Annotated in this window: 19 protein-coding genes; 14 read left to right on the plus strand and 5 right to left on the minus strand. The window is 61.8% G+C overall.

Features of this window, described 5'->3' with window-relative positions:
• Window positions 1-59 precede the first annotated feature (59 nt).
• Together RA25_RS02475 and RA25_RS02480 are read left to right on the plus strand one after the other, a co-directional pair.
• Window positions 60-914 carry a sulfite exporter TauE/SafE family protein gene (locus tag RA25_RS02475; protein WP_039169856.1) on the plus strand — a complete coding sequence of 285 codons (855 nt, stop codon included), beginning with the start codon at window positions 60-62 and terminating at the stop codon, window positions 912-914.
• 4 nt (window positions 915-918) lie between these two features.
• Window positions 919-1,716 (plus strand): hypothetical protein, encoded by a 798-nt coding sequence (locus RA25_RS02480; protein WP_039169858.1) that lies wholly within the window; start codon window positions 919-921, stop codon window positions 1,714-1,716.
• Window positions 1,717-2,266: 550 nt separating this feature from the next.
• Here RA25_RS02480 and RA25_RS02485 read toward each other — a convergent pair.
• From RA25_RS02485 to ccmI, 3 genes are read right to left on the minus strand one after another with little or no spacing between them, the layout of a single operon-like run.
• Window positions 2,267-2,500 carry a DUF1289 domain-containing protein gene (locus RA25_RS02485; protein WP_039169861.1) on the minus strand — a complete coding sequence of 78 codons (234 nt, stop codon included), beginning with the start codon at window positions 2,498-2,500 and terminating at the stop codon, window positions 2,267-2,269.
• A gap of 4 nt (window positions 2,501-2,504) precedes the next feature.
• The gene (gene ruvX, locus RA25_RS02490; RefSeq protein ID WP_039169863.1) at window positions 2,505-2,978 is read right to left on the minus strand and encodes a Holliday junction resolvase RuvX; all 474 of its coding nucleotides are present in this window, start codon (window positions 2,976-2,978) and stop codon (window positions 2,505-2,507) included.
• Window positions 2,975-4,213: a c-type cytochrome biogenesis protein CcmI gene (ccmI, locus tag RA25_RS02495; protein ID WP_039169865.1), complete on the minus strand. Its 1,239-nt coding sequence runs from the start codon at window positions 4,211-4,213 to the stop codon at window positions 2,975-2,977. Before ccmI ends, ruvX begins: the two co-directional genes overlap by 4 nt.
• A 188-nt stretch (window positions 4,214-4,401) precedes the next feature.
• Here ccmI and RA25_RS02500 point away from each other — a divergent pair, with 188 nt between their 5' ends.
• The 10 genes from RA25_RS02500 to rarD all read left to right on the plus strand — a co-directional run bounded on the left by RA25_RS02500 (window position 4,402) and on the right by rarD (window position 13,466).
• Window positions 4,402-5,646, plus strand: a complete 1,245-nt coding sequence (locus tag RA25_RS02500; protein WP_039151781.1) for a sarcosine oxidase subunit beta family protein — start codon at window positions 4,402-4,404, stop codon at window positions 5,644-5,646.
• Between the two features lie 33 nt (window positions 5,647-5,679).
• Window positions 5,680-6,021: a sarcosine oxidase subunit delta gene (locus RA25_RS02505; RefSeq protein WP_039169867.1), complete on the plus strand. Its 342-nt coding sequence runs from the start codon at window positions 5,680-5,682 to the stop codon at window positions 6,019-6,021.
• Between the two features lie 49 nt (window positions 6,022-6,070).
• On the plus strand, window positions 6,071-9,103 hold the full coding sequence (locus RA25_RS02510) for a sarcosine oxidase subunit alpha family protein (RefSeq protein WP_039169869.1): 3,033 nt from the start codon (window positions 6,071-6,073) through the stop codon (window positions 9,101-9,103).
• The gene (locus RA25_RS02515; RefSeq protein WP_039169872.1) at window positions 9,096-9,662 is read left to right on the plus strand and encodes a sarcosine oxidase subunit gamma; all 567 of its coding nucleotides are present in this window, start codon (window positions 9,096-9,098) and stop codon (window positions 9,660-9,662) included. Before RA25_RS02510 ends, RA25_RS02515 begins: the two co-directional genes overlap by 8 nt.
• Window positions 9,663-9,847: 185 nt before the next feature.
• The gene (locus RA25_RS02520) at window positions 9,848-10,282 is read left to right on the plus strand and encodes a hypothetical protein (RefSeq protein ID WP_019295429.1); all 435 of its coding nucleotides are present in this window, start codon (window positions 9,848-9,850) and stop codon (window positions 10,280-10,282) included.
• Window positions 10,283-10,363: 81 nt separating this feature from the next.
• Window positions 10,364-10,840 (plus strand): hypothetical protein, encoded by a 477-nt coding sequence (locus tag RA25_RS02525; RefSeq protein ID WP_039151773.1) that lies wholly within the window; start codon window positions 10,364-10,366, stop codon window positions 10,838-10,840.
• Window positions 10,841-11,100: 260 nt separating this feature from the next.
• A complete protein-coding gene (locus RA25_RS02530) occupies window positions 11,101-11,700 on the plus strand; it encodes a superoxide dismutase (protein WP_019295431.1) in 600 nt (199 codons plus the stop codon).
• 137 nt (window positions 11,701-11,837) lie between these two features.
• Window positions 11,838-12,038, plus strand: a complete 201-nt coding sequence (locus tag RA25_RS02535) for a hypothetical protein (protein ID WP_039169875.1) — start codon at window positions 11,838-11,840, stop codon at window positions 12,036-12,038.
• On the plus strand, window positions 12,038-12,493 hold the full coding sequence (locus RA25_RS02540; protein WP_039169878.1) for a host attachment family protein: 456 nt from the start codon (window positions 12,038-12,040) through the stop codon (window positions 12,491-12,493). Before RA25_RS02535 ends, RA25_RS02540 begins: the two co-directional genes overlap by 1 nt.
• 61 nt (window positions 12,494-12,554) lie before the next feature.
• Complete coding sequence (gene rarD, locus RA25_RS02545) at window positions 12,555-13,466, plus strand: EamA family transporter RarD (RefSeq protein WP_039146384.1); 912 nt, start codon at window positions 12,555-12,557, stop codon at window positions 13,464-13,466.
• Here the strand turns inward: rarD and RA25_RS02550 are convergent.
• Window positions 13,403-13,954: an LOG family protein gene (locus RA25_RS02550; RefSeq protein WP_039169879.1), complete on the minus strand. Its 552-nt coding sequence runs from the start codon at window positions 13,952-13,954 to the stop codon at window positions 13,403-13,405. The genes rarD and RA25_RS02550 overlap by 64 nt on opposite strands.
• Window positions 13,955-14,078: 124 nt before the next feature.
• On the opposite strand from RA25_RS02550, the gene RA25_RS02555 reads away from it, so the two are divergent.
• On the plus strand, window positions 14,079-15,713 hold the full coding sequence (locus RA25_RS02555) for a LysM peptidoglycan-binding domain-containing protein (protein ID WP_039169883.1): 1,635 nt from the start codon (window positions 14,079-14,081) through the stop codon (window positions 15,711-15,713).
• 96 nt (window positions 15,714-15,809) lie between these two features.
• Complete coding sequence (locus RA25_RS02560; protein WP_039146376.1) at window positions 15,810-17,639, plus strand: ABCB family ABC transporter ATP-binding protein/permease; 1,830 nt, start codon at window positions 15,810-15,812, stop codon at window positions 17,637-17,639.
• Between the two features lie 87 nt (window positions 17,640-17,726).
• Here RA25_RS02560 and RA25_RS02565 read toward each other — a convergent pair whose 3' ends face one another.
• Entirely contained in the window at window positions 17,727-19,901 is a 2,175-nt protein-coding gene (locus RA25_RS02565; RefSeq protein WP_039169884.1) for a methyl-accepting chemotaxis protein, read from the minus strand.
• Window positions 19,902-20,086: the final 185 nt, after the last annotated feature.

The raw sequence follows: 20,086 nt of genomic DNA on the forward strand, positions 1-20,086 counted from the left end.
GCAAGCGGGCTGCGGCGGCTAACCCTTTGCCGCAGACGCAAAAGCCCGAGGTGCCCCAGATGAACGATCCTGCCGTGACCGCTGCCTTGCTGGCGGAGCCTGCGCTGCTGATGCAAATGGCAGGGCTTCTGGTGGTGATTGGCGCCTTTGCGGGCGTGCTGGCTGGCCTTCTGGGGGTTGGCGGCGGCATCGTGCTGGTGCCTGCGTTTTTCTATGCCTTCCAGACCCTTGGTTATGGCGGCGACCAGCTGATGCAGATTTGCCTGGCGACCTCGCTGGCGACCATCATCGTGACCTCACTGCGCTCTGTCATGAGCCACAACAAGAAGGGCGCGGTGGATTGGGAGATCCTGCGCACTTGGGGGATTGGCATTGCTCTGGGCGCTGTTGTGGGGGTGCTGGCTGCTTCCGCGCTGCGCTCCACGGTGCTGCAAGGCGTGTTCGGTGGGCTGGCGCTGGTGATTGGCTGCTACCTTGGCCTGGGGCGTTCGGAATGGAGACTGGCCGAAGCCATGCCAAAGGGCGGCAAGCGCGCGGCGCTATCTCCTGCGGTCGGGTTCCTTTCGGTGCTGATGGGGATTGGCGGCGGCAGCTTCGGGGTGCCGCTGATGACCCTGCACGGGGTTGCCGTGCACCGGGCGGTGGCGACCGCCGCCGGCTTTGGCGTGATCATCGCGGTACCTTCTGTGGCGGGCTTTCTGCTGCTGAACGTCGACCCTGCAACCAAGCCGCCCTTCACCATCGGCGCGGTCAATCTGGTGGCGTTCTTCATCGTTATCGCCATGACGCTGATTACAGCGCCGTGGGGCGTGAAACTGGCCCATGCGATGGACCCCAAGCCGCTGAAGCGGGTGTTCGGGGCGTTTCTGGTGCTGGTGGCACTGAACATGCTGCGCAAGGCTTTCGGGTACTAAGACAATGAATGAGCAGTTCGAACAGTTTCAGGACAAGGGCTGGGTGCGCTTTTCCCATGACTCGCAGGTCGCCGCGTGGGCGGCGGATGCGTTGCGTCACGGCATCCGGTCTCTGGATGACCCGGCCTGCGCCGAGTGGTTTCAGTGCGAGCGCACTTGGTTCATCGGCGTCGATGCGCTGCCCAATAATGCCGCCGGGCGTTTGCCGGACGGGCCGCCGCTGGCGGGGGCGCCGGTGGAGTTCATCACGCAGAACCTTGGCCCGATCCCCGAGTTGCACCGGGCGCAGGTGTCCTCGGTCTTTCCCGGTTATCCGCGCCCGCGCCCCGGTGAGGGCGAGGCCGCCTTCCGCTACCGCGTCAAACGCGATGCGGCGCATGTGGACGGGGTGAAGATGTATGGCGAGCACCGCCGCCGCAAGGTGGAGGAGCCGCATGCCTGGGTGCTGGGCATTCCGCTGAACGAAAGCAGCCCCGATGCTTCGCCGCTGGTGATCTGGGAAGGCAGCCATAGGATCATGCGCCGCGCCTTTGCTGCCGCGTTTGAAGGCGTGCCGCCGCAGGATTGGGCGGAGGTGGATGTGACCGATGCCTACACGGCCGCCCGCGCCGAAGTGTTCGAGACCTGCCCGCGGATCACTGTGCACGCCAAGCCCGGCGAGTCCTATCTGATGCATCGGCTGTGTCTGCATGGGGTTGCGCCCTGGAGCGAGGGGGCAAGCGCGCCGGAAGAAGGCCGGATGATCGCCTATTTCCGCCCGGAGCTGGCGGATTGGACCAAGGGGTGGCTGGCGGAGGGGTAGCTGGTCTTTTCAATGTGTTAAACGTCAATTCTAAGGAATGCATTTCGAATGAAGAGGGTAGTTCTTCCATTCTTGTTTTTTGTGGCTGTTGTGCTCCTCGCATACCAATCTTTGATAGCGTGGGATGTTCGAAACGTCCGAAATTTTCATAGTTCTTACAGTGGTCTGTTGAAGGACGCGTCGGTTCTCAGTTGCCTTACTAAGGATGCCTTGGTCGAGGCTTCTAAAGCGAGGGGCTGGGAATACGAAGACAATCGACAGCCTCCGTACCGGTCTGGGGCACCTGATGAGTTTGCGTTGGCACTAAGAGTGTTTGTGAAACCCCAATTGAATTTTGCGAAGGAAGCCGGCGTTATGTTTTTCTTTGATTATGCAGGCTGCTTGATTGGATAGGAGCCTTTTGCAGGTCCTTCCACAGAAGTTGCCAAACGTTGAGAAGTGCATCTTTGAAAGAAAGGTCAGCAGTTCTGCCTAAATGTTTCGCGCGCGAAACATTGGGTCAGTGCTTATTCCGCATGATTGACAAGCGGTTACCTCACCGCGCGCCGCGTTAGCTGCGCTTTAACCTCGCGCCACGGCCGCCACGGCGCTTGACCAGTTTGCTGGCGCGGGCGGGGAGGTCGTTCATGATGCCGGCGCGCTCCTCGTTGGTCATTTTTGACCAGTCGCGGATTTCGTCGATGGAGCGGTAGCAGCCGGTGCAAATGCGCGCCTCCGGGTGGACGACGCAGATCTTGATGCAGGGGCTTTGGATCTCGTCCCGTTTCCAAACGTCGTCAGTCATCAGTTCACCCGTTCTTCAAATGCCGCATCCGGTCCAATGCGCCTTGCAGGATATAGGAGGCCGCGACGTGGTCGATAACCTCTGCGCGGCGTTTGCGTGTCGTATCTGCTTCAAGAAGCGCTTTTTCTGCTGCTACGGTGCTGAGGCGCTCATCCCAGAAGGAGATTGGCAGATCGGTGAGTTGGCCCAGATTGCGGGCAAAGGCGCGGGTGGATTGGCAGCGGGGGCCCTCAGACCCGTCCATGTTGCGGGGCAAGCCCAAAAGGATGCCGCTGATGTCGCGTTCTTTGATGATTTCCAGCAGGCGGGCAGCGTCTGTTGAGAACTTCTTGCGCTTCACGGTTTCCAAAGGTGTTGCCACCGCGCCGATGCGGTCGGAGACCGCGACGCCGATGGTCTTGGTGCCCAGATCAAGCCCCATCAGCGCGTGCATCGGCGGCAGGGCGGCGGCAAAATCTTCAAAGGCGTCGTGGATCATTCTGTCAGTCCTGCCTGGGCGGCGATGGTTTCCAAGAGCGCCAGCGCCTCTGCGTCGGCCTCAAAGGCGCCGCGGGCCTCGTCATAGACGGTGCGGGCGCGCTCGGTTTCGCCCAGCACCGACAGGGCGCCGATCAGGCGGGCCCATTCCTCGGCACTGCCGCCTTCGGTTGCCAGCCGGTCCGACAGGCGGGTGACCATGCCGCGGATCATTTCCTGCTGTTCTTCGGCAGAAAGTTCGCTGGCGCCAGCCATGTCCTCAGCGCTGGGGCCGGGCAGGGCAGGGGCGGTGCCGCCGCCGGGGGTGATGGGCCGGTATTCGACACCGGCGCGGAAGGCCATTTCCTCGATCTGGCCCTGAATGCCCTTGACCCACAGGGCATCTGCAGGTCCGTCGCGCAGGGTTGCGGCCCATTCGCGGTAGGCAAGGTCCGGGCGGCCGATCTGGCCCAGCATCAGGCCCCAGTAGTAGCGGGCCGGGCCGTGGCTTGGGTCGATGGCGCGGGCTTTTTGCAGGTCGGTCTGCGCCTCGGGCGAGACGTAGCCGCCGGCCGCCATGATCTTCAATTCGGCTAGCTCGGTGAAGTCGCGGGCGTTTACCTTGCCTTCGGCCAGGCGGATATAGTTGGTCTTGGCCTCGTAAGCAGCCTTGAAGTTGCCGAGGTTGGCCTCGTGCTGGGCCAGCAGGGCCTGGCCGCGGGCGTCATCTTCGCGCTCGCCTGCGGTTTTGCGCAGCTGTTCGACCAGCTTGAGGTAACCCTCTTCCACTTCAGGGCGCTCGATTGCCGGCACATCGGCCTCCGCCTCAGCCTGCGAGGGGCGGTTTTCGGCGCGCTCGCCTGCCAGACGGATACGGTCCTGCAGGCCGAGGTCAGCGTAGCCCGGCGCGCCCAGCTGCCAGTAAAGGCCCAGGGTGCCGCCGGTGATCAGCAGTGCTGTGGCGATGGCAAAGCCCAGCGACAGGGCGCGGGGCTGGGCGGGGCCGGACTTGCGCTTTTGCAGCTGCGTGTCAGCGGCCAGAATGCGGCGCGATATCTCGGTGCGGATGCGCTCTGCGTCGCTTTCGGCGATGACGCCGCGGGCCAGATCCTTGTCAACCTCGCGCAATTGCTGGCGGTAGACACGCAGGTCGTAAGCCGCGGCAGGTTCGCCTTGCTCACGGGCGCGAATGATGATCATTGCCAGCAGCAGCGCGGCCGCAAAGGCGATGAGGGCGGTGACTGTCCAGAAAATCATGCCGTCTCCGAAGTTTGGTTTTCATCTATATGCGGGGCGGGGCGAACAAAAGAGCCAATCTGCCGCGGGATGCTGCAATGCGTCATTTCGATATGTCGCAATAACGCAGAAACAGGGCGATAAACGGCACTGGTCAGCCATGCGTTTCGGGCATACCCGCTATCAGACACGAACCATCGGATTCGCTCATGAAACGCTATTCAGTCTTTGCTGTTGCGCGGGAAGCCCTGCGCTATCACACCGGATGGGAGCGCGCCTGGCGCTCGCCGGAACCCAAACGCCACTACGATGTCGTCATCGTGGGCGCGGGCGGGCATGGCCTCGCCACTGCCTACTACCTGGGTAAAAACTTCGGCATTACCAATGTCGCAATCATCGAGAAAGGCTGGCTGGGTGGCGGCAATACGGGCCGGAACACCACCATCATCCGCTCGAACTACCTGCAGGATCCCTCGGCTGCGATCTATGAAAAGGCGCGCAGCCTGTATGAGACCATGTCGCAGGACCTGAACTACAACGTGATGTTCAGCCCGCGCGGCGTGATCATGCTTGCCCAGACCGAGCATGAGATCCGCGGCTACAAGCGTACCGCGCATGCCAACCAGCAGCAGGGTGTGCAGACCGAGTGGATCAGCCCCGAACGCGTCAAGGAGATCGTGCCGATCATCAACCTGCATGGGCCCCGTTACCCCGTGCTGGGCGGTCTCTATCAGGAACGCGGCGGCACCGCCCGCCACGACGCTGTGGCCTGGGGTTATGCGCGTGCGTGCTCCGACATGGGCATGGATATCATCCAGAAGTGTGAAGTCACCGGCGTGCGCGTTGAAAATGGCCGTACCGTGGGTGTCGATACAACCAAAGGCCCGATCGACTGCGACAAGATCGGCATGATCGTTGCCGGCAACGCCTCTGTTCTGTCGGAAATGGCGGGCTTCCGTCTGCCGATGGAATCCGTGGCCCTGCAGGCGATGGTGTCCGAGCCGATCAAACCCTGCATGGACGTGGTTGTGATGGCCAACACCGTGCACGGCTACATGTCCCAGTCCGACAAGGGCGAGATGGTCATCGGCGGCGGCACCGACGGGTTCAACAACTACACCCAGCGCGGTTCGTTCCACCATATCGAGGAAACCGTGCGCGCCCTGGTCGAAACCTTCCCGATGGTCAGCCGCCTGAAGATGCTGCGCCAGTGGGGCGGCATCGTGGATGTGACCGGCGACCGCTCGCCGATCATCTCCAAGACCCCGGTTCAGAACTGCTTCATCAACTGCGGCTGGGGCACCGGCGGCTTTAAGTCGATCCCGGGCTCGGGCTGGGCGATGGCAGAGCTGATGGCCACCGGCCACTCGCCGCTGACCGAGGAGTTCTCGATCAACCGCTTCAAAGAAGGCAAGTTCATCGACGAGAGCGTCGCCGCCGGTGTGGCGCACTAACGCCGCAAAATTCAATACTGTGGAGCAAGCACAATGCTGATCCTTGAATGCCCCTATTGCGGCGTCAAAGCCGAAGAAACCGAACTGGCCGCGGGCGGCGAAGCGCACCTGAAGCGCTTTGGCCCCGGTTCCTCGGATGATGAGTTCCATGACTACCTGTTCATGCGCGAAAACCCCAAAGGCGTTCATTTTGAACGCTGGCGCCATGCCAACGGCTGCGGCAAGTGGTTTCACGCCGCCCGCTGCACCATGACGCTGGAGGTCTTTGGCACCTATACCGCACAGACCAGCGTTCCGACGCAGGAGATCCTGGACAAGATCGCTGCCAAACGCCCGGGCTGGACCTGGCGCGAATTTGCGGACGGCAAGAAATGAACCTCCGCCTGATTGAAACACCCGCTTTTCTCTTGAAAGGTCTGCGCCCATGAGCACGCGTCTTGCCAAACACGGCCGGCTGATCGACCGCTCCAAACAGATCGCCTTCACCTTCAACGGCAAATCCATGCAGGGTTTTGCCGGCGATACCCTGGCGTCCGCACTGCTGGCCAACGGCCAGGTGATGATGGGCCGCTCGTTCAAATACCACCGCCCGCGCGGCGTTGTCGCATCCGGCTCGGAAGAGCCCAATGCGCTGATGCAGCTGGGTGTGGGCGACCGTTACGAGCCGAACCAGCGCGCCACCACCACCGAGCTGTTCTCGGGCCTGACCGCGCAGTCGCAGAACCACTGGCCGAGCCTGGAGTTCGACGTTCTGGCGGTGAACAACAAGCTGTCACGTTTCCTGACCGCCGGCTTCTACTACAAGATGTTCATCCATCCGCGTCCGCTGTGGAAACACGTCTATGAGCCGATCATCCGCAAGTCCGCAGGCCTGGGCGCAGCCCCAGACAAGGAACTGAAAGACGCCGACACTTACGAGCACTTCTACTTCTTTGCAGATGTGCTGGTCATCGGCGGCGGCGTTGCCGGCCTGCAGGCGGCCAAGGCGGCTGCGGCCTCCGGCGCCAAGGTTCTGGTGCTGGAGCAGAACAGCTACTGGGGCGGCCGTGCGCCGGTTGACGGCGGCACCATCGACGGCGAAGCGCCCGAGGTCTGGATCGAAAAGACCCTGGAAGAGCTGCGCGGCATGGACAACGTTACGCTCCGCGACCGCTGCATGGGTTCCGGCGTCTATGACCACGGCTATGCCCTGGGCTATGAGCGCCTGACCGACCACGCACCGGGCCAGGGCGGCCCGCGCCACCGTCTGTGGCGGATCCGCGCCTCTCAGATCGTCACCGCAACCGGTGCGATCGAGCGTCCGCTGTCCTTTGCCGGCAACGATGTTCCCGGCGTGATGCTGGCGGCCTCAATGCGCGACTATGTGGTGAACTGGGGCATCAACCCGGGCCAGAAGGTGGTGGTTGCCACCAACAACGACGACGCCTACCGCACCGCGCTGGTGCTGCATGACGCCGGCGTCGAAGTGGTCCGCGTGGTCGACACCCGCGAAACCGGCGGCGGCGCGCTGATGGAAGCTGTCCGCGAAAAGGGCATCCGGGTCGAACTGGGCCGTGCCATCGCCAAGGTGAAGGACGGCAAATGCGTGACTGAGGTCGCCATCTGCGCCCAGAACGGCGAAGGCGGCGCGCGCGAGACCGTGCAAGCCGATGCAGTTGCCATGTCCGGTGGCTGGTCGCCGGTGGTCCACCTGTGGTCCCATTGCGGCGGCAAGCTAATCTGGGACGAGGTGAACGCCAATTTCCGCCCCGATGCCTCCCGTCCGCCGCTGGGCCACGACGGCAACGGCTTTGTGGTGCCTGCTGGTGCCGCAAACGGCGAGTTCGGCCTGGGCGCGCTGCTGGAAGATGCAGCTGCGGCTGGCGCGAAAGCAGCTGAAGCGGCCGGATTCCCGGCGAAATCCGTGGCGGCTGCCAAGGGCGAGTCCGAAGCGGAAGCGCAGATGGAAGCAGTGTGGCTGATGCCTGCCAAGGCAGACATCAAGCTGCGCATGAAATCCTGGCTGGACTATCAGAACGACGTGAAAGTGTCGGACGTGCAGCTGGCGGCCCGCGAAGGCTATGAGAGCGTCGAGCACACCAAGCGTTACACCACGCTGGGCATGGCAACCGATCAGGGCAAACTGTCCAACATCAACGGCCTGGCCATTCTGGCCGACAGCCTGAACTCGGAAATCCCGCAGGTGGGCACCACCACCTTCCGTCCGCCGTACCACCCGATCTCTTTGGGTGCGATTGCGGGTGAAGCACGGGCCGAGATCTTCCAGCCGGTGCGCAAGACGCCGATCTACGACTGGTTCGACAAGAACGGCGCGGATTGGGAACCGGTTGGCCAGTGGCGCCGCCCGTTCTCCATCAACAAGCCGGGCGAGGACCGTCATGCAGCGGTGAACCGCGAGGTGAAGAACACCCGCGAGAACCTCGGCCTGCTGGACGCCTCGACGCTGGGCAAGCTGGTGGTCAAAGGCCCCGACGCAGGCAAGTTTCTGGACATGCTGTACACCAACATGATGTCGACGCTGAAGCCGGGCAAATGCCGCTATGGCCTGATGTGCACCGAAAACGGTTTCCTGATGGACGACGGTGTGGTTGCCCGCATCGACGAGGACACCTTCCTGTGCCACACCACCACCGGCGGCGCCGAGCGCATCCACGGCTGGATGGAAGAGTGGCTGCAGACCGAATGGTGGGACATGAAGGTCTATGTCGCCAACGTGACCGAACAGTACGCCCAGATCGCTGTGGTCGGCCCCAACGCCCGCAAGGTGCTGGAGAAGCTGAATGCGGCAGCGGGCGGCGGCATGGATGTCTCGAAAGAGGCGCTGCCGTTCATGGAATGGCGTGACGGCAAGATCGGCGAGTTCGACGCCCGTGCTTACCGGATCTCCTTCTCGGGCGAACTGTCCTATGAGATCGCGGTTGCAGCCTCCGAAGGCCAGGCGTTCTGGGATGCGCTGATGGAAGCGGGCAAGGAATTCGGCGTCATGCCTTATGGCACCGAGACCCTGCACATCCTGCGTGCCGAAAAAGGCTTCATCATGATCGGCGACGAGACCGATGGCACCGTGATCCCTCAGGATCTGGGGCTGCACTGGGCGCTGTCGAAGAAGAAGGAAGACTACCTGGGCAAACGCGCGCAGCAGCGTTCGCACATGGTTGATCCGGACCGCTGGCAGCTGGTTGGCCTGGAAACCGTCGACGGTTCGGTGCTGCCTGACGGCGCCTATGCCCTGGGTGAAGGCGTCAACGCCAACGGCCAGCGTAACATGATCGGCCGGGTCACCTCGACCTATCACTCCGCGACCCTGGGCCGCGGCATCGCCATGGGCCTGGTCAAGCATGGTCCCAAGCGGATGGGCGAAGTAATCGAGTTCCCCGGCACTGACGGCAAGACCTACAAAGCCAAGATCGTTGATCCGGTCTTCTACGATAAGGATGGAGAGAAGCAGAATGTCTAAGGCTGTTTCCGTACTGAGCGGCGCCCGTTTCTCGGGTCTGGCCACCGTCGAGGATGCCGGTCTGCAGGGTATGATCACCCTGCGCGGCGATCTGGGATCCAAGGCGCTGAAGGCGGCTGTCAAAGCCGCCACCGGCGCCGAGGTTCCGGCGCAGGGCTCCATCTCGGTTGCCGAAAACGGCGCCGCTGCGTGGATGTCCCCGGACGAGCTGCTGCTGCTGGTGCCTTACGAGGATGCAGTTGCCAAGACCGCGGAAGTGGCCGAGGCGCTGAAAGGCGAGCATGCTCTGGCTGTAAACGTCTCCGACGCCCGTGCCTTCTTCCGCCTGTCGGGCGAGGGTGCGCGCGAGGTTCTGGGCAAGGTGAGCCCGGTGGACTTTGACGCTGCGGCCTTCAAGCCCGGCCAGTTCCGCCGCTCGCGCCTGGCTCAGGTGGCTGGCGCCTTCTGGTTGAACGACGACGGCAGCTTCTACATCGTCTGCTTCCGCTCGGTTGGTGAATATGTGTTCAAACTGCTGAGCGCAGGGGCGCATCCGCAAAGTAAAGTGGGTGTTTACTAAAATTATCACTCGCTTTCTGCTTGTGACGCCTTTGCGCGTCATTTACGGTGCCCTGGAGACTTTCCAGGGCACCTTTTTTGTGCCCGTTCCCGGAAGGTTTCCATTTGCGCATTTTGCAAGCGGTTGAATTCTGGCTGTTTCCTTGGGGGGAGGTGGCTGCGTGACGATGTTTCGGGGGGCTGCCCATGGGTCTGCGGTTTTGCGGGTTCTTTGCACTTGTACTAACGCTTGGAGGTGCCGCGGCTATCGCGGGGCCCGGCTTTCGCTGCAGCCTGAAACCGATTTCCGGAACAGAGTGGATTCCCAGCCGTTTCAGCCTGAAGTTCGCGGATGACTTCAGCGGCGCTGTGATCACCGATATGGTCTTTGGCGTGACGGTCAATGCCAGGGTGATGCAGCACAGTGAAACCTCTTATATGCTGAATTGGGCGTTGCCGAAACTGGCTGTCGGTGGAGACGCTGGACGGCCCAAGCCTCGATTCCGGGCGATTTTGAACACTGCGAACCACAAAATGAGCATCAAGGCAGAGCGCAGCGGTCAGGATGGGGTACTGCCACGTGGACAGGGTCATTGCGAAATGCTCCGCAGCCTGTCTTTGCTGGCTCAGAACGAAGGCTGACCTGCTGGCTTAGCTGGCACGCATGTATTGCGTCGCATTGAAATCGCAGTAGTAGAAAACGTGTTCTTTTGACGTTGGAATTTGCTTGCCTTTCTTTTCTTCGGCTGCAAACAACCCCGGGATGAATTTGGAGAAAAACAGATGCTACGTTTTGCACTTTCCGGGATAGCAGCTTCCGTCAGCTTCGCGGGGCAGGTGGCCTTTGCCGAGACGGTTTATGATTGTGAGATCAAAGCCTTCACCAACAATGGCTGGATTGCACCTAGGGTCATCGTGATGTGGAACGATGAGGATGAGTCGGCAAAGATTTATGATGGTTTCATTCACGAACTTGTTGGTGAGCCTCTTGAGGCACGCGTTGAACGGCGCAATGAGATTTCCTACAACTTGGACTGGCGTGTAAATGATATCCCGGTCGGCAACGCCAGAACCAAAGTGGATGGTTTGTACACCGGGGTTCTCAATATGAAGCAGAACACCCTGTCGATCCGTGGCGTGATCACCGGCTACGAAAACCTGCCGCGCGGGCGGGGTAAGTGCAAGGTCAAGAAGGGCTAAACAGTTCGGAACCAGAGTTGCAAGGTCCGCGGATAATGTCGCACGGCAATGCGAGCTCATCCTTTGGTGGACAATATGCGCGCTAACAAGGTCTGTTGCTGCTTGAAGACTGTTCAGCATTGAGACCTGGAATTCTTGGTAACCACTAGTTTTTTGCACATGGGTCCTGCGGTGTTTTCACGCCTAGGCCCCTTGACCTGATAGCGCGCACACAGCATGTATCTGCGCAGGAACGCAAACTTATTTCACAGGGGGCCAAAATGGCTTTTGAACTTCCCGATCTTCCTTATGCACACGACGCCCTGGCCGCCAAAGGCATGTCGGCGGAAACCCTGGAATACCACCACGATCTGCACCACAAGGCCTATGTCGACAACGGCAACAAGCTGATTGCCGGCACTGAGTGGGACGGCAAGTCGATGGAAGAGATCATCAAAGGCACTTATGACGCCGGCGCGGTTGCCCAGAACGGCATCTTCAACAACATCTCCCAGCTGTGGAACCACAACCAGTTCTGGGAAATGATGGGCCCGGGTGAAAGCAAAATGCCGGGTGAACTGGAGAAAGCTTTGGTTGAATCCTTCGGCTCGGTCGATGAGTTCAAATCGCAGTTCTCCGCCGCTGGCGCGGGCCAGTTCGGCTCCGGCTGGGCCTGGCTGGTCAAGAACGCTGACGGCTCGCTGGCGGTGACCAAGACCGAAAACGGCGTCAACCCGCTGTGCTTCAACCAGACCGCGCTGCTGGGCTGCGATGTGTGGGAGCACTCCTACTACATCGATTTCCGCAACAAGCGCCCGGCTTATCTGTCGAACTTCCTCGACAACCTGGTGAACTGGGAAAACGTCGCCTCGCGCATGTAAGGCACATGCCGCATATTGGCTTATTCAGGCCCGCCGGAGATCTCCGGCGGGCTTTTTCGTGTGGCTTCGACGCGTTTTTTGCCCGGAACGCGGGCGGGGTTTCGTGCGTTGGTCCGGTGTACGAAAGGAGGACCATTATGGCTGAACGCAAGAGGTCCATGGACGGACACCAGGAAACCAAAGGCATACTGGGCGAAAAGGGCAGCGTCTCTCATGGCGGGCGCACCGGCGGGCGGCTGGCCCGGGAAATTGGCAGCGAAGACGAGGAAAAGCGCGCCAAGGAGCGTCCGGCAGGGGCGACACGGGTGCGTAAGTCCAATGAGCAGGAGGAGAAGTAATGACCCGGCTTTCCTACGGCACCTATGTCCTGGTGGCTGACAGTGAGAAGGCGCTGTTCCTGGAAAACACCGTCGATGGTGACGACCCCTTCCTGCAGGTGCGCCGCAAGGATGAGCAGGAAAACCCGCCGGACCGGGAGCAATCCGCCAACCGTCCGGGACGGTTCAACGACGGCCCTAGCGTCCACCGCTCTGCCGTGGACGACACCGATTGGCACCAATTGGCCAAGGAGCGGTTTGCAAAGGATCTGTCGGACAAGCTGTATGAGATGGCCCACCGCGGTGAATTCGCGAAGCTGGTTCTGGTCGCCGCACCGGAAGTCCTGGGCGAACTGCGCAAGACCCTGCACAAGGAAGTTTCCGACCGCGTGATCGGGGAGATCAGCAAGAACCTGACCGGACATGAGATCACCAGGATCGAAGAATTGGTGAAAGATGCGCTGCGTAACAGCTGAGCAGGGTTGACCCGCGCTTCTGCCCGGTGTCTGTGAAACGGCAGCCGGGCGGGAGCATGTCATGGGAGAGGCACAAAAAGGGGTTCTGGCACTCTGTGCCTCCTGCACCGTTTGGGGGCTTTCCGGTATTTACTACAAGGCATTGTCGCATGTGCCGCCGGAGCAGGTGCTGTCGCACCGGGCGCTGTGGTCGTTTGTGTTTTTTGCCATCGTGCTGCTGTGTCAGGGGCGTATCAGCGCGCTGGGGACGGCGTTGTCCACCCGCCGTAGTGCCTTGCTGCTGGTGTTTGCCTCGGCAATGATTTCATTGAATTGGTTTATCTTCATCACTGCGGTGCAGGTGGGCTATGCGACCGAAGCGAGCCTTGGCTATTACATTTTTCCGCTGCTGAGCGTTCTGCTGGGGAGGCTTGCCTTCGGTGAGCAGCTGACGCGGGCCCAAGGCGCCGCGGTAGGGCTGGCGGCGCTGGCTGTGGCGGTGCTGTCGTTCGGGCTGGGGGCCGCGCCCTGGATTCCGCTGGCGCTGAGCTTCAGCTTTGCCCTGTATGGTGTTGTTAAGAAACAACTGCCATTGGGGCCGGTGGTATCTGTCACTGCGGAAGTTGCTCTGCTGTTGCCGGTTGCGTTGGCGATCATCTGGATGACCGGTGGGGCTGGTTTTCTGGGAGGGTTCCAGGATGCGCTGATGCTGATGTTCTCCGGCATCCTGACCGGGCTGCCGCTGATCCTGTTTGCCTATGCGGCCCGCCGGGTGCGGCTGGGAACAGTCGGGGTACTGCAATACCTGAACCCGACGCTGCAATTCCTGGTCGCGGTGCTGGTCTTTGCCGAGCCGTTCACCCCCTGGCATGGCACCGCCTTTGCGCTGATCTGGAGCGCGGTGGCGGTGTTTTCGGTCTCGGCGCTGCGTCAGGAACGGGCGTCGCGCAGGGCGGCGATTGCAGCCACCGGGGTGTCGGCCCAAATCAGGTGATCTGCGGTTTCCCGACCGGCAAATCCCTGGCTGACCACTTGCTCCAGCAGATCGCGCAGCTTGTCCCAGTAGCCTTCGGTATTGAGGATCACAATCGGCTTGGAATGCAGGCCCAGCTGGCGCCAGGTGAGGGCTTCGAAAAGTTCGTCAAGCGATCCCGCTCCGCCGGGCAGCACAACCACCGCATCGGCGTTCCACAGCATCACCTTTTTGCGCTCGTGCATGGTCTCGGTGACAACATAGGTTGTGAGGTCTGATTTCCCCACCTCGCGCCGTTCCAGGTGGCCGGGGATAACCCCGAAGGTTTTGCCGCCGGCCTTTTGCGCTGCGCGCGCCACTTCGCCCATCAGGCCGACATCGCCGGCGCCATAGACCAGCCGCATGCCGTTATCGGCCAGCGCGGTGCCGAATGCGCGGGCAGCCTCGGCGTAGGCGGGCAGAACACCCGCGCGCGATCCGCAGTAGACACAGACGGATTTGATGCTCATCGGCCAGCCTTTCCGTGGAATATCAAGGTGAAAACCAATTGGTGTTTTGACCCGTGATAGCGGGGTTGTTAGATTCCCTCAACTAAGCGGAAGGTCACATTCCGCAATTGCCGAAGGGAAAGACATGGCGGATGCATCTGGAAGCGGGGGTCTGGGGGCCCTCACACTTGGCGGTATTGCCGGCACGGTTGTGGTCGTAGGCGGCGTGGTGCTGTACCAGCTTGGGATGTTTGGCACGGTTGCGCCCGATGGCGCGGTGGTGAGCGAACAGGCGGCCGGGCAGGCTGCTGACGGCGGCGGCGCGTTTTCCGGCGAGGGTCAGGAATCGGGACAGCCGCTGCAGAACCGGGCCATTGAGGAGGCTGCGGGCAATCAGGTTGAAGCGGTTGAAGCTGTTGACGGTGTTCAGCAGCCGGAGGACTTGATTGCGGAAGATGCCAGCGGTGCGGAACCGGAGGTTTCAGATCAGGTTGCAGCCGCAACTGGCGCGCCTGATACAGAAACTTCTGTAGAGGCAGCCGCCGTTGCGGAGACTGGCACCGGTGAAGGTGCAGAGGAAGCATCAGATCAGACCACCGAATTGGCAGCGCTGTCCGAGCCTGAGGGGATTGCGGAGCAATCCCAACCGGCACCCGAAACATCCAAAGAAGATGTCTTTGTCCTGCAGGCGCCGGAGCTGGATCTGGTGCGTGTGGATAGCGACGGGGCCGCGGTGATTGCCGGCCGGGCACAGGAAGGCGTGCAGGTTTCGGTGCTGCTGGACGGCGTGGTGCTGGAACAGCTGGAGGTGCCGGCGGGTGGCGAGTTTGTTGCACTAACCTCCATTGCGTCGAGTTCGGAGGCCCGAGTTGTGTCGTTGTTGGCAGAACATGAGGGCGCGCAAAGCGCCTCTGGCGCGTCCTTTATTCTGGCGCCAGTCGCCCCTGCGGAAACTGCAACGGAGCGTGCGGTTGAGCAAACTGAAGAGCAGGTAGCGTCACTGGTTCCAGACGAACCGGCTGCAGACGAGCAGCTGACTGGACAAGCAGATGAAACTGAGGCCGCGGCTGAGCCGGCAGCGGTTGAGCAGGGCGGCCAGGACGCGGAAAGCACTGCGGCAACCGGGCAAGGTGGTCAAAACACTGTTGAGACCGCGGCAGCGGAACCTGTTCCGGCAGAGACAGTTCCTGCGGCCGAACCCGAGCCGCCTCAGCCGCAAGGGCAGGCTGTGGCCGTGCTGCGTGCCGATCAGGACGGGGTAGAAGTGGTGCAGCCCGCAGTTCCCGCCGATCCGGACCTGAACAAGGAAGTGGCGCTGGACGCCATCAGCTACAATGGCACTGGCGGGGTTGAACTGTCCGGGCGCGCGCGCCCGAAGTCGCGGGTCAGGGTTTATGTGGACAATCAGGTGGTCGCGGAACTGGATGCAGCCCAGGACGGCCGCTGGAACGGTCGGCTGGCGGATGTGGCACCGGGTGTCTACACCCTGCGCCTGGATGAGATCGAAACCTCCTCAGGCAAGGTCATGAGCCGTCTGGAAACCCCCTTCAAACGGGAATCGCCGGAGGTGCTGCCGCAGCCGGAGCGCGATGCGGACCCGGACCTGCCAGCGCCGCTTGTGCGCGCAGTGACGATCCAGAAGGGCGATACGCTTTGGGCCATCTCGCAAGAGAAATATGGCAGTGGTTTCCTCTATGTGAGGCTTTTCGAGGCCAACAAGGACGCGATCCGCAACCCGGATCTGATCTACCCGGGGCAAGTCTTCACCATCCCCGAATAACCCTGGGAAACGCGCCCTTGCGGCGCGTTTTTTCAGCACGCCTCTCGCAAAACCGTGAACAGGTGAATATCTGGAGGTGTCTAGCCAGGAACAGCCATGACCCAGACTGATCAGGCCGCCGCGCCGCCACAAGCAGACATCGCACAGGACGAACGCCGCTCCGGCCTGCGCACTTTGCGCAAGGTGGGCCCGTATCTGTGGCCCGAGGGCAATCGCGCGGTGAAAGTGCGGGTGGTGCTGGCTCTGGCAGTTCTGGTTTTGGCCAAATTTATCGCGGTCTATACCCCGATGCTCTACAAGGGCGCGGTGGACAGCCTGGCGGGCGAAGGCGTGCCGCCGCTGGCGCTTGGGGCTGTGGGACTGACGGTGGCCTATGGTATGGCGCGGATCCTGACCATCGGCTTCCAGCAGCTGCGGGATGCGGTCTTTGCGCCTGTGGGGCAACGCGCCCTGCGGCGGCTGGCGCTGGAGACTTTCACCCACATTCACCGCCTGTCGATGCGCTATCACATCACCCGCAAGACCGGCGGCCTCAGCCGGATCATCGAGCGCGGGGTGAAGGGCGTCGAGTTCCTCTTGCGCTTCATGCTGTTTTCCATCGGCCCGCTGATCCTGGAGCTGACCCTGGTCGCGGTGATCCTGACGGTGCTGTTCGACGCCTGGTACCTGGTCGTCGTGGCCGTCACCATCGGGCTTTATGTCTGGTTCACCTTCGCAGTCACAGAATGGCGGGTGAAGCTGCGCCGGGAGATGAACAAGCAGGACACCGACGCCAACCAGAAGGCCATTGACAGCCTGCTGAACTTTGAAACCGTCAAGTATTTCGTTGCCGAGGAACGCGAGGCAGAACGTTATGACGGCGCCATGCGGGGGTATGCCCAGGCGGCGCTCAAGACGGCCTATTCGCTGGCGGCGCTGAATTTCGGCCAGAGCGTGATCATCACCGCAGGTCTGGTCGGGGTGATGGTGATGGCCGCCATCGGGGTGGAGCAGGGCAACCTAACCGTGGGCGATTTTGTCATGGTCAACGCTTACATGATTCAGATCACTGTGCCGTTGAACTTCCTTGGCACCGTCTACCGAGAAATCCGCCAGAGCCTGGTGGACATGGGAGAGATGTTCGACCTTCTCGAACAGCCCGCTGATGTGAGCGACAGGCCGGGCGCCGGCGAGCTGAAGGTCAATGGCGGGCGCATCACGCTCGAGAATGTGCAGTTTTCATACGATGCCGGGCGCGAGATCCTGAAGGGCATCTCGCTGGAGGCGGAGCCGGGCCAGACCGTGGCGATTGTCGGCTCCACCGGCTCGGGGAAATCGACCATCGGCCGGCTGCTGTTTCGTTTTTATGATGTGACCGGCGGAGCGCTGAAGATCGACGGTCAGGACGTGCGGGAGGTGACTCAGCAAAGTCTGCATCACGCCATCGGCGTAGTGCCGCAGGACACTGTGCTGTTCAACGACACCATCCGCTACAACATCGCCTATGGCCGCGACGGGGCCACCCAGGAGGATGTCGAACAGGCGGCGCGGGACGCACAGATCCACGACTTCATCATGGCGCTGCCGGAGGGCTATGACACCCAGGTCGGCGAGCGCGGGCTGAAGCTGTCGGGCGGTGAAAAGCAGCGGGTGGGGATTGCGCGGACACTGTTGAAGAACCCGCCGGTGCTCTTGCTGGATGAGGCAACTTCGGCGCTGGACACTGACACCGAGCAGGAGATCAAAGAGGCGCTGGCACGGGCCGGGCAGGGGCGCACGGTGATCACCATTGCCCACCGTCTGTCGACCATCGCCGAGGCTGACAGGATCGTGGTGCTGGAGCAGGGTGAGATTGCGGAGACCGGCACCCATGAGGATCTGCTGGCGCAGGATGGCCGTTACGCCCGGTTGTGGCAACGCCAGCAGGCGGATCAGGACGCAGCCTGACAGCAGACGCCAAGGTTGCGGCGGGCTTCCCAGCAGAAAAGGCCAGTTCGTAGAACTGGCCTTTTCCAATTGTAAAAGGGTGCGGCTTCAGAAGTTTTCCCACCCACCGTTGGCCGCTTTGGCAGGAACCGGAACCACGTCGCCAAAGTCTATGTCAACGCTGTGGGCGGTGGCAGAGGCCGGTGCAGCGGCCGCCGCAGGTTTGCTGGGGACGGCGCTCCCGGCGGAACCTGAGATTTTGAATTTGGCCATCAGCTCTGCCAGTTTGCCTGCATCGCTGTGCAGCATGTGGCCTGCGGCTGTGGCTTCCTCCACCATGGCAGCGTTTTGCTGGGTGACCTGATCCAGCTGGCCGACACCGGTATTGATCTCGGTCAGGCCGGTGGACTGCTCCGCGGCGCCTTCGGCGATGCTGGAAACCAGCTGCGAGATGTCGTTGACCCTGCCGACGATACTGGTCAGCGCCTCGCCTGTTTCACCGACCAGATCGACACCCTGCTTCACATGTTTGGAGCTGTCGCCAATCAGCGCCTTGATCTCGGTTGCGGCGTCGGCAGAACGCTGCGCCAGCGCCCGCACTTCGCTGGCAACCACGGCGAATCCCTTGCCGGCTTCTCCGGCCCGCGCAGCTTCCACTCCGGCGTTGAGCGCCAGCAGGTTGGTCTGAAAGGCGATGTCGTCAATCACGGAGATGATCTGCGAGATCCTGACCGAAGATTGCTCAATCTCATTCATCGCGGTCACCGCTTTGCGGACAACCTCGCCGCTGGCCTCGGCCTCGCTGCGGGCTTCCTGCATCGTCTGCTCCACACCGCGGGCGCCGTCTGCAGAAGATTTGACTGATGCCGTCAGCTGCTCAAGCGCAGCGGCGGTCTCCTCAAGGGTGGCAGCCTGGCTTTCGGTTCGGCTCGACAGGTCGTCGGAGGCGGTGCTGATTTCGGTTGCGCCGTTGTGGATGCTGCTGGCCGCGGAAATCACCTGTTCAATGGTTTCCTTCAGGGTTGCCACCGTGGTGTTGAAGCTTTGCCGGAGCTGCTCGTATTCCTCCGGAAAGGCCTCATCAATGGTGCATTCCAGATCGCGGCCGGACAGTCGGGCGAGGTGGTCGTCCAGCTTGCCTACAACCGCTCCGCGGTCGGCGATCCGGCTCGCCTCGATATTCGCGAGCTTCTCGTCAGCGGCTGCCAGAGCGGTGCGGGTTTTCTCCATCGCGCGGCTGAGCTTGCCGATTTCCGTTTTCGCCTCCAGATGTGCCGGTTCGAAATCGAATTCCTTGCGGGCCAGCCGGTCCAGGTCCGTCTGCAGCGCGCCGAACTGGCGGGTGAAGGCGGTGATCAGGCGCAGGCCGATGGCACCGCTGACAATCAGCGAAGCGGCGACCGCTGCCAGCGTCACAATAAGGGCCTGCCGGGATTGGGCGGCCTCAAACGCGGAGATTGCAATCATTTGATCCGTTACGGTCATTTCCGAGTCGCGAAGCGAACCGACCCATTGGGTTGCCCGGTCAAACCACTCCTTGGCGGCATAGCCCGGCGCCAGTGCGCCTGGGCCCGCTTCCAGCACCTCGTCGCGTATGCCGGGCAGACCCGCAGGCGCGAGCCCGGCGCGCAGGTCCTGGCCAGCCAGCACTTCTCGTAAGGCAAGGCCCGCAATATCCAGCAACTGGTGTTCCACTGCGCCGGTACGGGTGAACCAGCGGTAGAGGGTCAGGTTGAAGCTGCCCAGGCCGAACCCGGCTGCGCCTGCCGCCCGCTGCTGGCCTGCGGCCTCCTTGGCGTAGGCAAGACTGACAAGCCCGGCGCCGAGCTGTGCAAGGCGGGCATCCTTCTGGTGCAGCAACTGCCGGCTGGCGTCCTTTAGCAAAGCGCCGATCATTGCGGAGTAGCGCGCGCCCATCTGGCCGGGTTCGAGAGCCAGATCGCTGACTGCCTGCCGAAGGCTGGTCAGCTCGGACAGATGCTGCAGTGAGGCGCCCGCAGTGTCCGGTACCCTCTGCATGGCGGCGTCCACTTTGATCCGGGTTTCGTTCAGCCCGGCAGCGGCGGAATTGCCGCCGGAGGACAGGAAGGCAGCTGACAGGCCTCGTTCAACCTGCAGATGGTGGATAGCTTCCATCAGCGCGACAGAGCTTCGGGTTTCGGCCTGCGTTGCCCGCGCGTTTTGAAAGCGCTCCCAGTCTGCGGCAGCCTTTAGTCCGCCAATCGCTGCCAGGGCGATGAAGGGGACCGTGATCAGCGCCAGGATTTGCGCGCGTAGTGACATCGTCTTCTTCCTTAAACAAAAAACACGCTAAGCGGGAAAAGTCCCGTTGCTATTGCTGATAAGCATGTAAAGAATAACGGTTTGTGAATGGAACAAATGGACAGTCTTGAGAAAATTTGACCGGGCGGCCGAGCCATCCGCTACATGCGGCAAGGTCCGGCTGCTCGTGACGCATTTGCCCAAAA

This window comes from Leisingera sp. ANG-S5 (assembly GCF_000813925.1).
GTDB lineage: Bacteria > Pseudomonadota > Alphaproteobacteria > Rhodobacterales > Rhodobacteraceae > Leisingera.

Excerpts from the sequence above, each read along its gene's own strand:
- ruvX (WP_039169863.1), bottom strand. The coding sequence starts at position 2,978 with ATGATCCACGACGCCTTTGAAGATTTTGCCGCCGCCCTGCCGCCGATG.
- RA25_RS02565 (WP_039169884.1), bottom strand. The coding sequence starts at position 19,901 with ATGTCACTACGCGCGCAAATCCTGGCGCTGATCACGGTCCCCTTCATC.
- RA25_RS02510 (WP_039169869.1), top strand. The coding sequence starts at position 6,071 with ATGAGCACGCGTCTTGCCAAACACGGCCGGCTGATCGACCGCTCCAAA.
- RA25_RS02485 (WP_039169861.1), bottom strand. The coding sequence starts at position 2,500 with ATGACTGACGACGTTTGGAAACGGGACGAGATCCAAAGCCCCTGCATC.
- RA25_RS02520 (WP_019295429.1), top strand. The coding sequence starts at position 9,848 with ATGGGTCTGCGGTTTTGCGGGTTCTTTGCACTTGTACTAACGCTTGGA.
- RA25_RS02555 (WP_039169883.1), top strand. The coding sequence starts at position 14,079 with ATGGCGGATGCATCTGGAAGCGGGGGTCTGGGGGCCCTCACACTTGGC.
- RA25_RS02480 (WP_039169858.1), top strand. The coding sequence starts at position 919 with ATGAATGAGCAGTTCGAACAGTTTCAGGACAAGGGCTGGGTGCGCTTT.
- rarD (WP_039146384.1), top strand. The coding sequence starts at position 12,555 with ATGGGAGAGGCACAAAAAGGGGTTCTGGCACTCTGTGCCTCCTGCACC.
- RA25_RS02540 (WP_039169878.1), top strand. The coding sequence starts at position 12,038 with ATGACCCGGCTTTCCTACGGCACCTATGTCCTGGTGGCTGACAGTGAG.
- RA25_RS02500 (WP_039151781.1), top strand. The coding sequence starts at position 4,402 with ATGAAACGCTATTCAGTCTTTGCTGTTGCGCGGGAAGCCCTGCGCTAT.
- RA25_RS02475 (WP_039169856.1), top strand. The coding sequence starts at position 60 with ATGAACGATCCTGCCGTGACCGCTGCCTTGCTGGCGGAGCCTGCGCTG.
- RA25_RS02560 (WP_039146376.1), top strand. The coding sequence starts at position 15,810 with ATGACCCAGACTGATCAGGCCGCCGCGCCGCCACAAGCAGACATCGCA.
- RA25_RS02515 (WP_039169872.1), top strand. The coding sequence starts at position 9,096 with ATGTCTAAGGCTGTTTCCGTACTGAGCGGCGCCCGTTTCTCGGGTCTG.
- RA25_RS02505 (WP_039169867.1), top strand. The coding sequence starts at position 5,680 with ATGCTGATCCTTGAATGCCCCTATTGCGGCGTCAAAGCCGAAGAAACC.
- RA25_RS02530 (WP_019295431.1), top strand. The coding sequence starts at position 11,101 with ATGGCTTTTGAACTTCCCGATCTTCCTTATGCACACGACGCCCTGGCC.
- RA25_RS02550 (WP_039169879.1), bottom strand. The coding sequence starts at position 13,954 with ATGAGCATCAAATCCGTCTGTGTCTACTGCGGATCGCGCGCGGGTGTT.
- RA25_RS02535 (WP_039169875.1), top strand. The coding sequence starts at position 11,838 with ATGGCTGAACGCAAGAGGTCCATGGACGGACACCAGGAAACCAAAGGC.
- ccmI (WP_039169865.1), bottom strand. The coding sequence starts at position 4,213 with ATGATTTTCTGGACAGTCACCGCCCTCATCGCCTTTGCGGCCGCGCTG.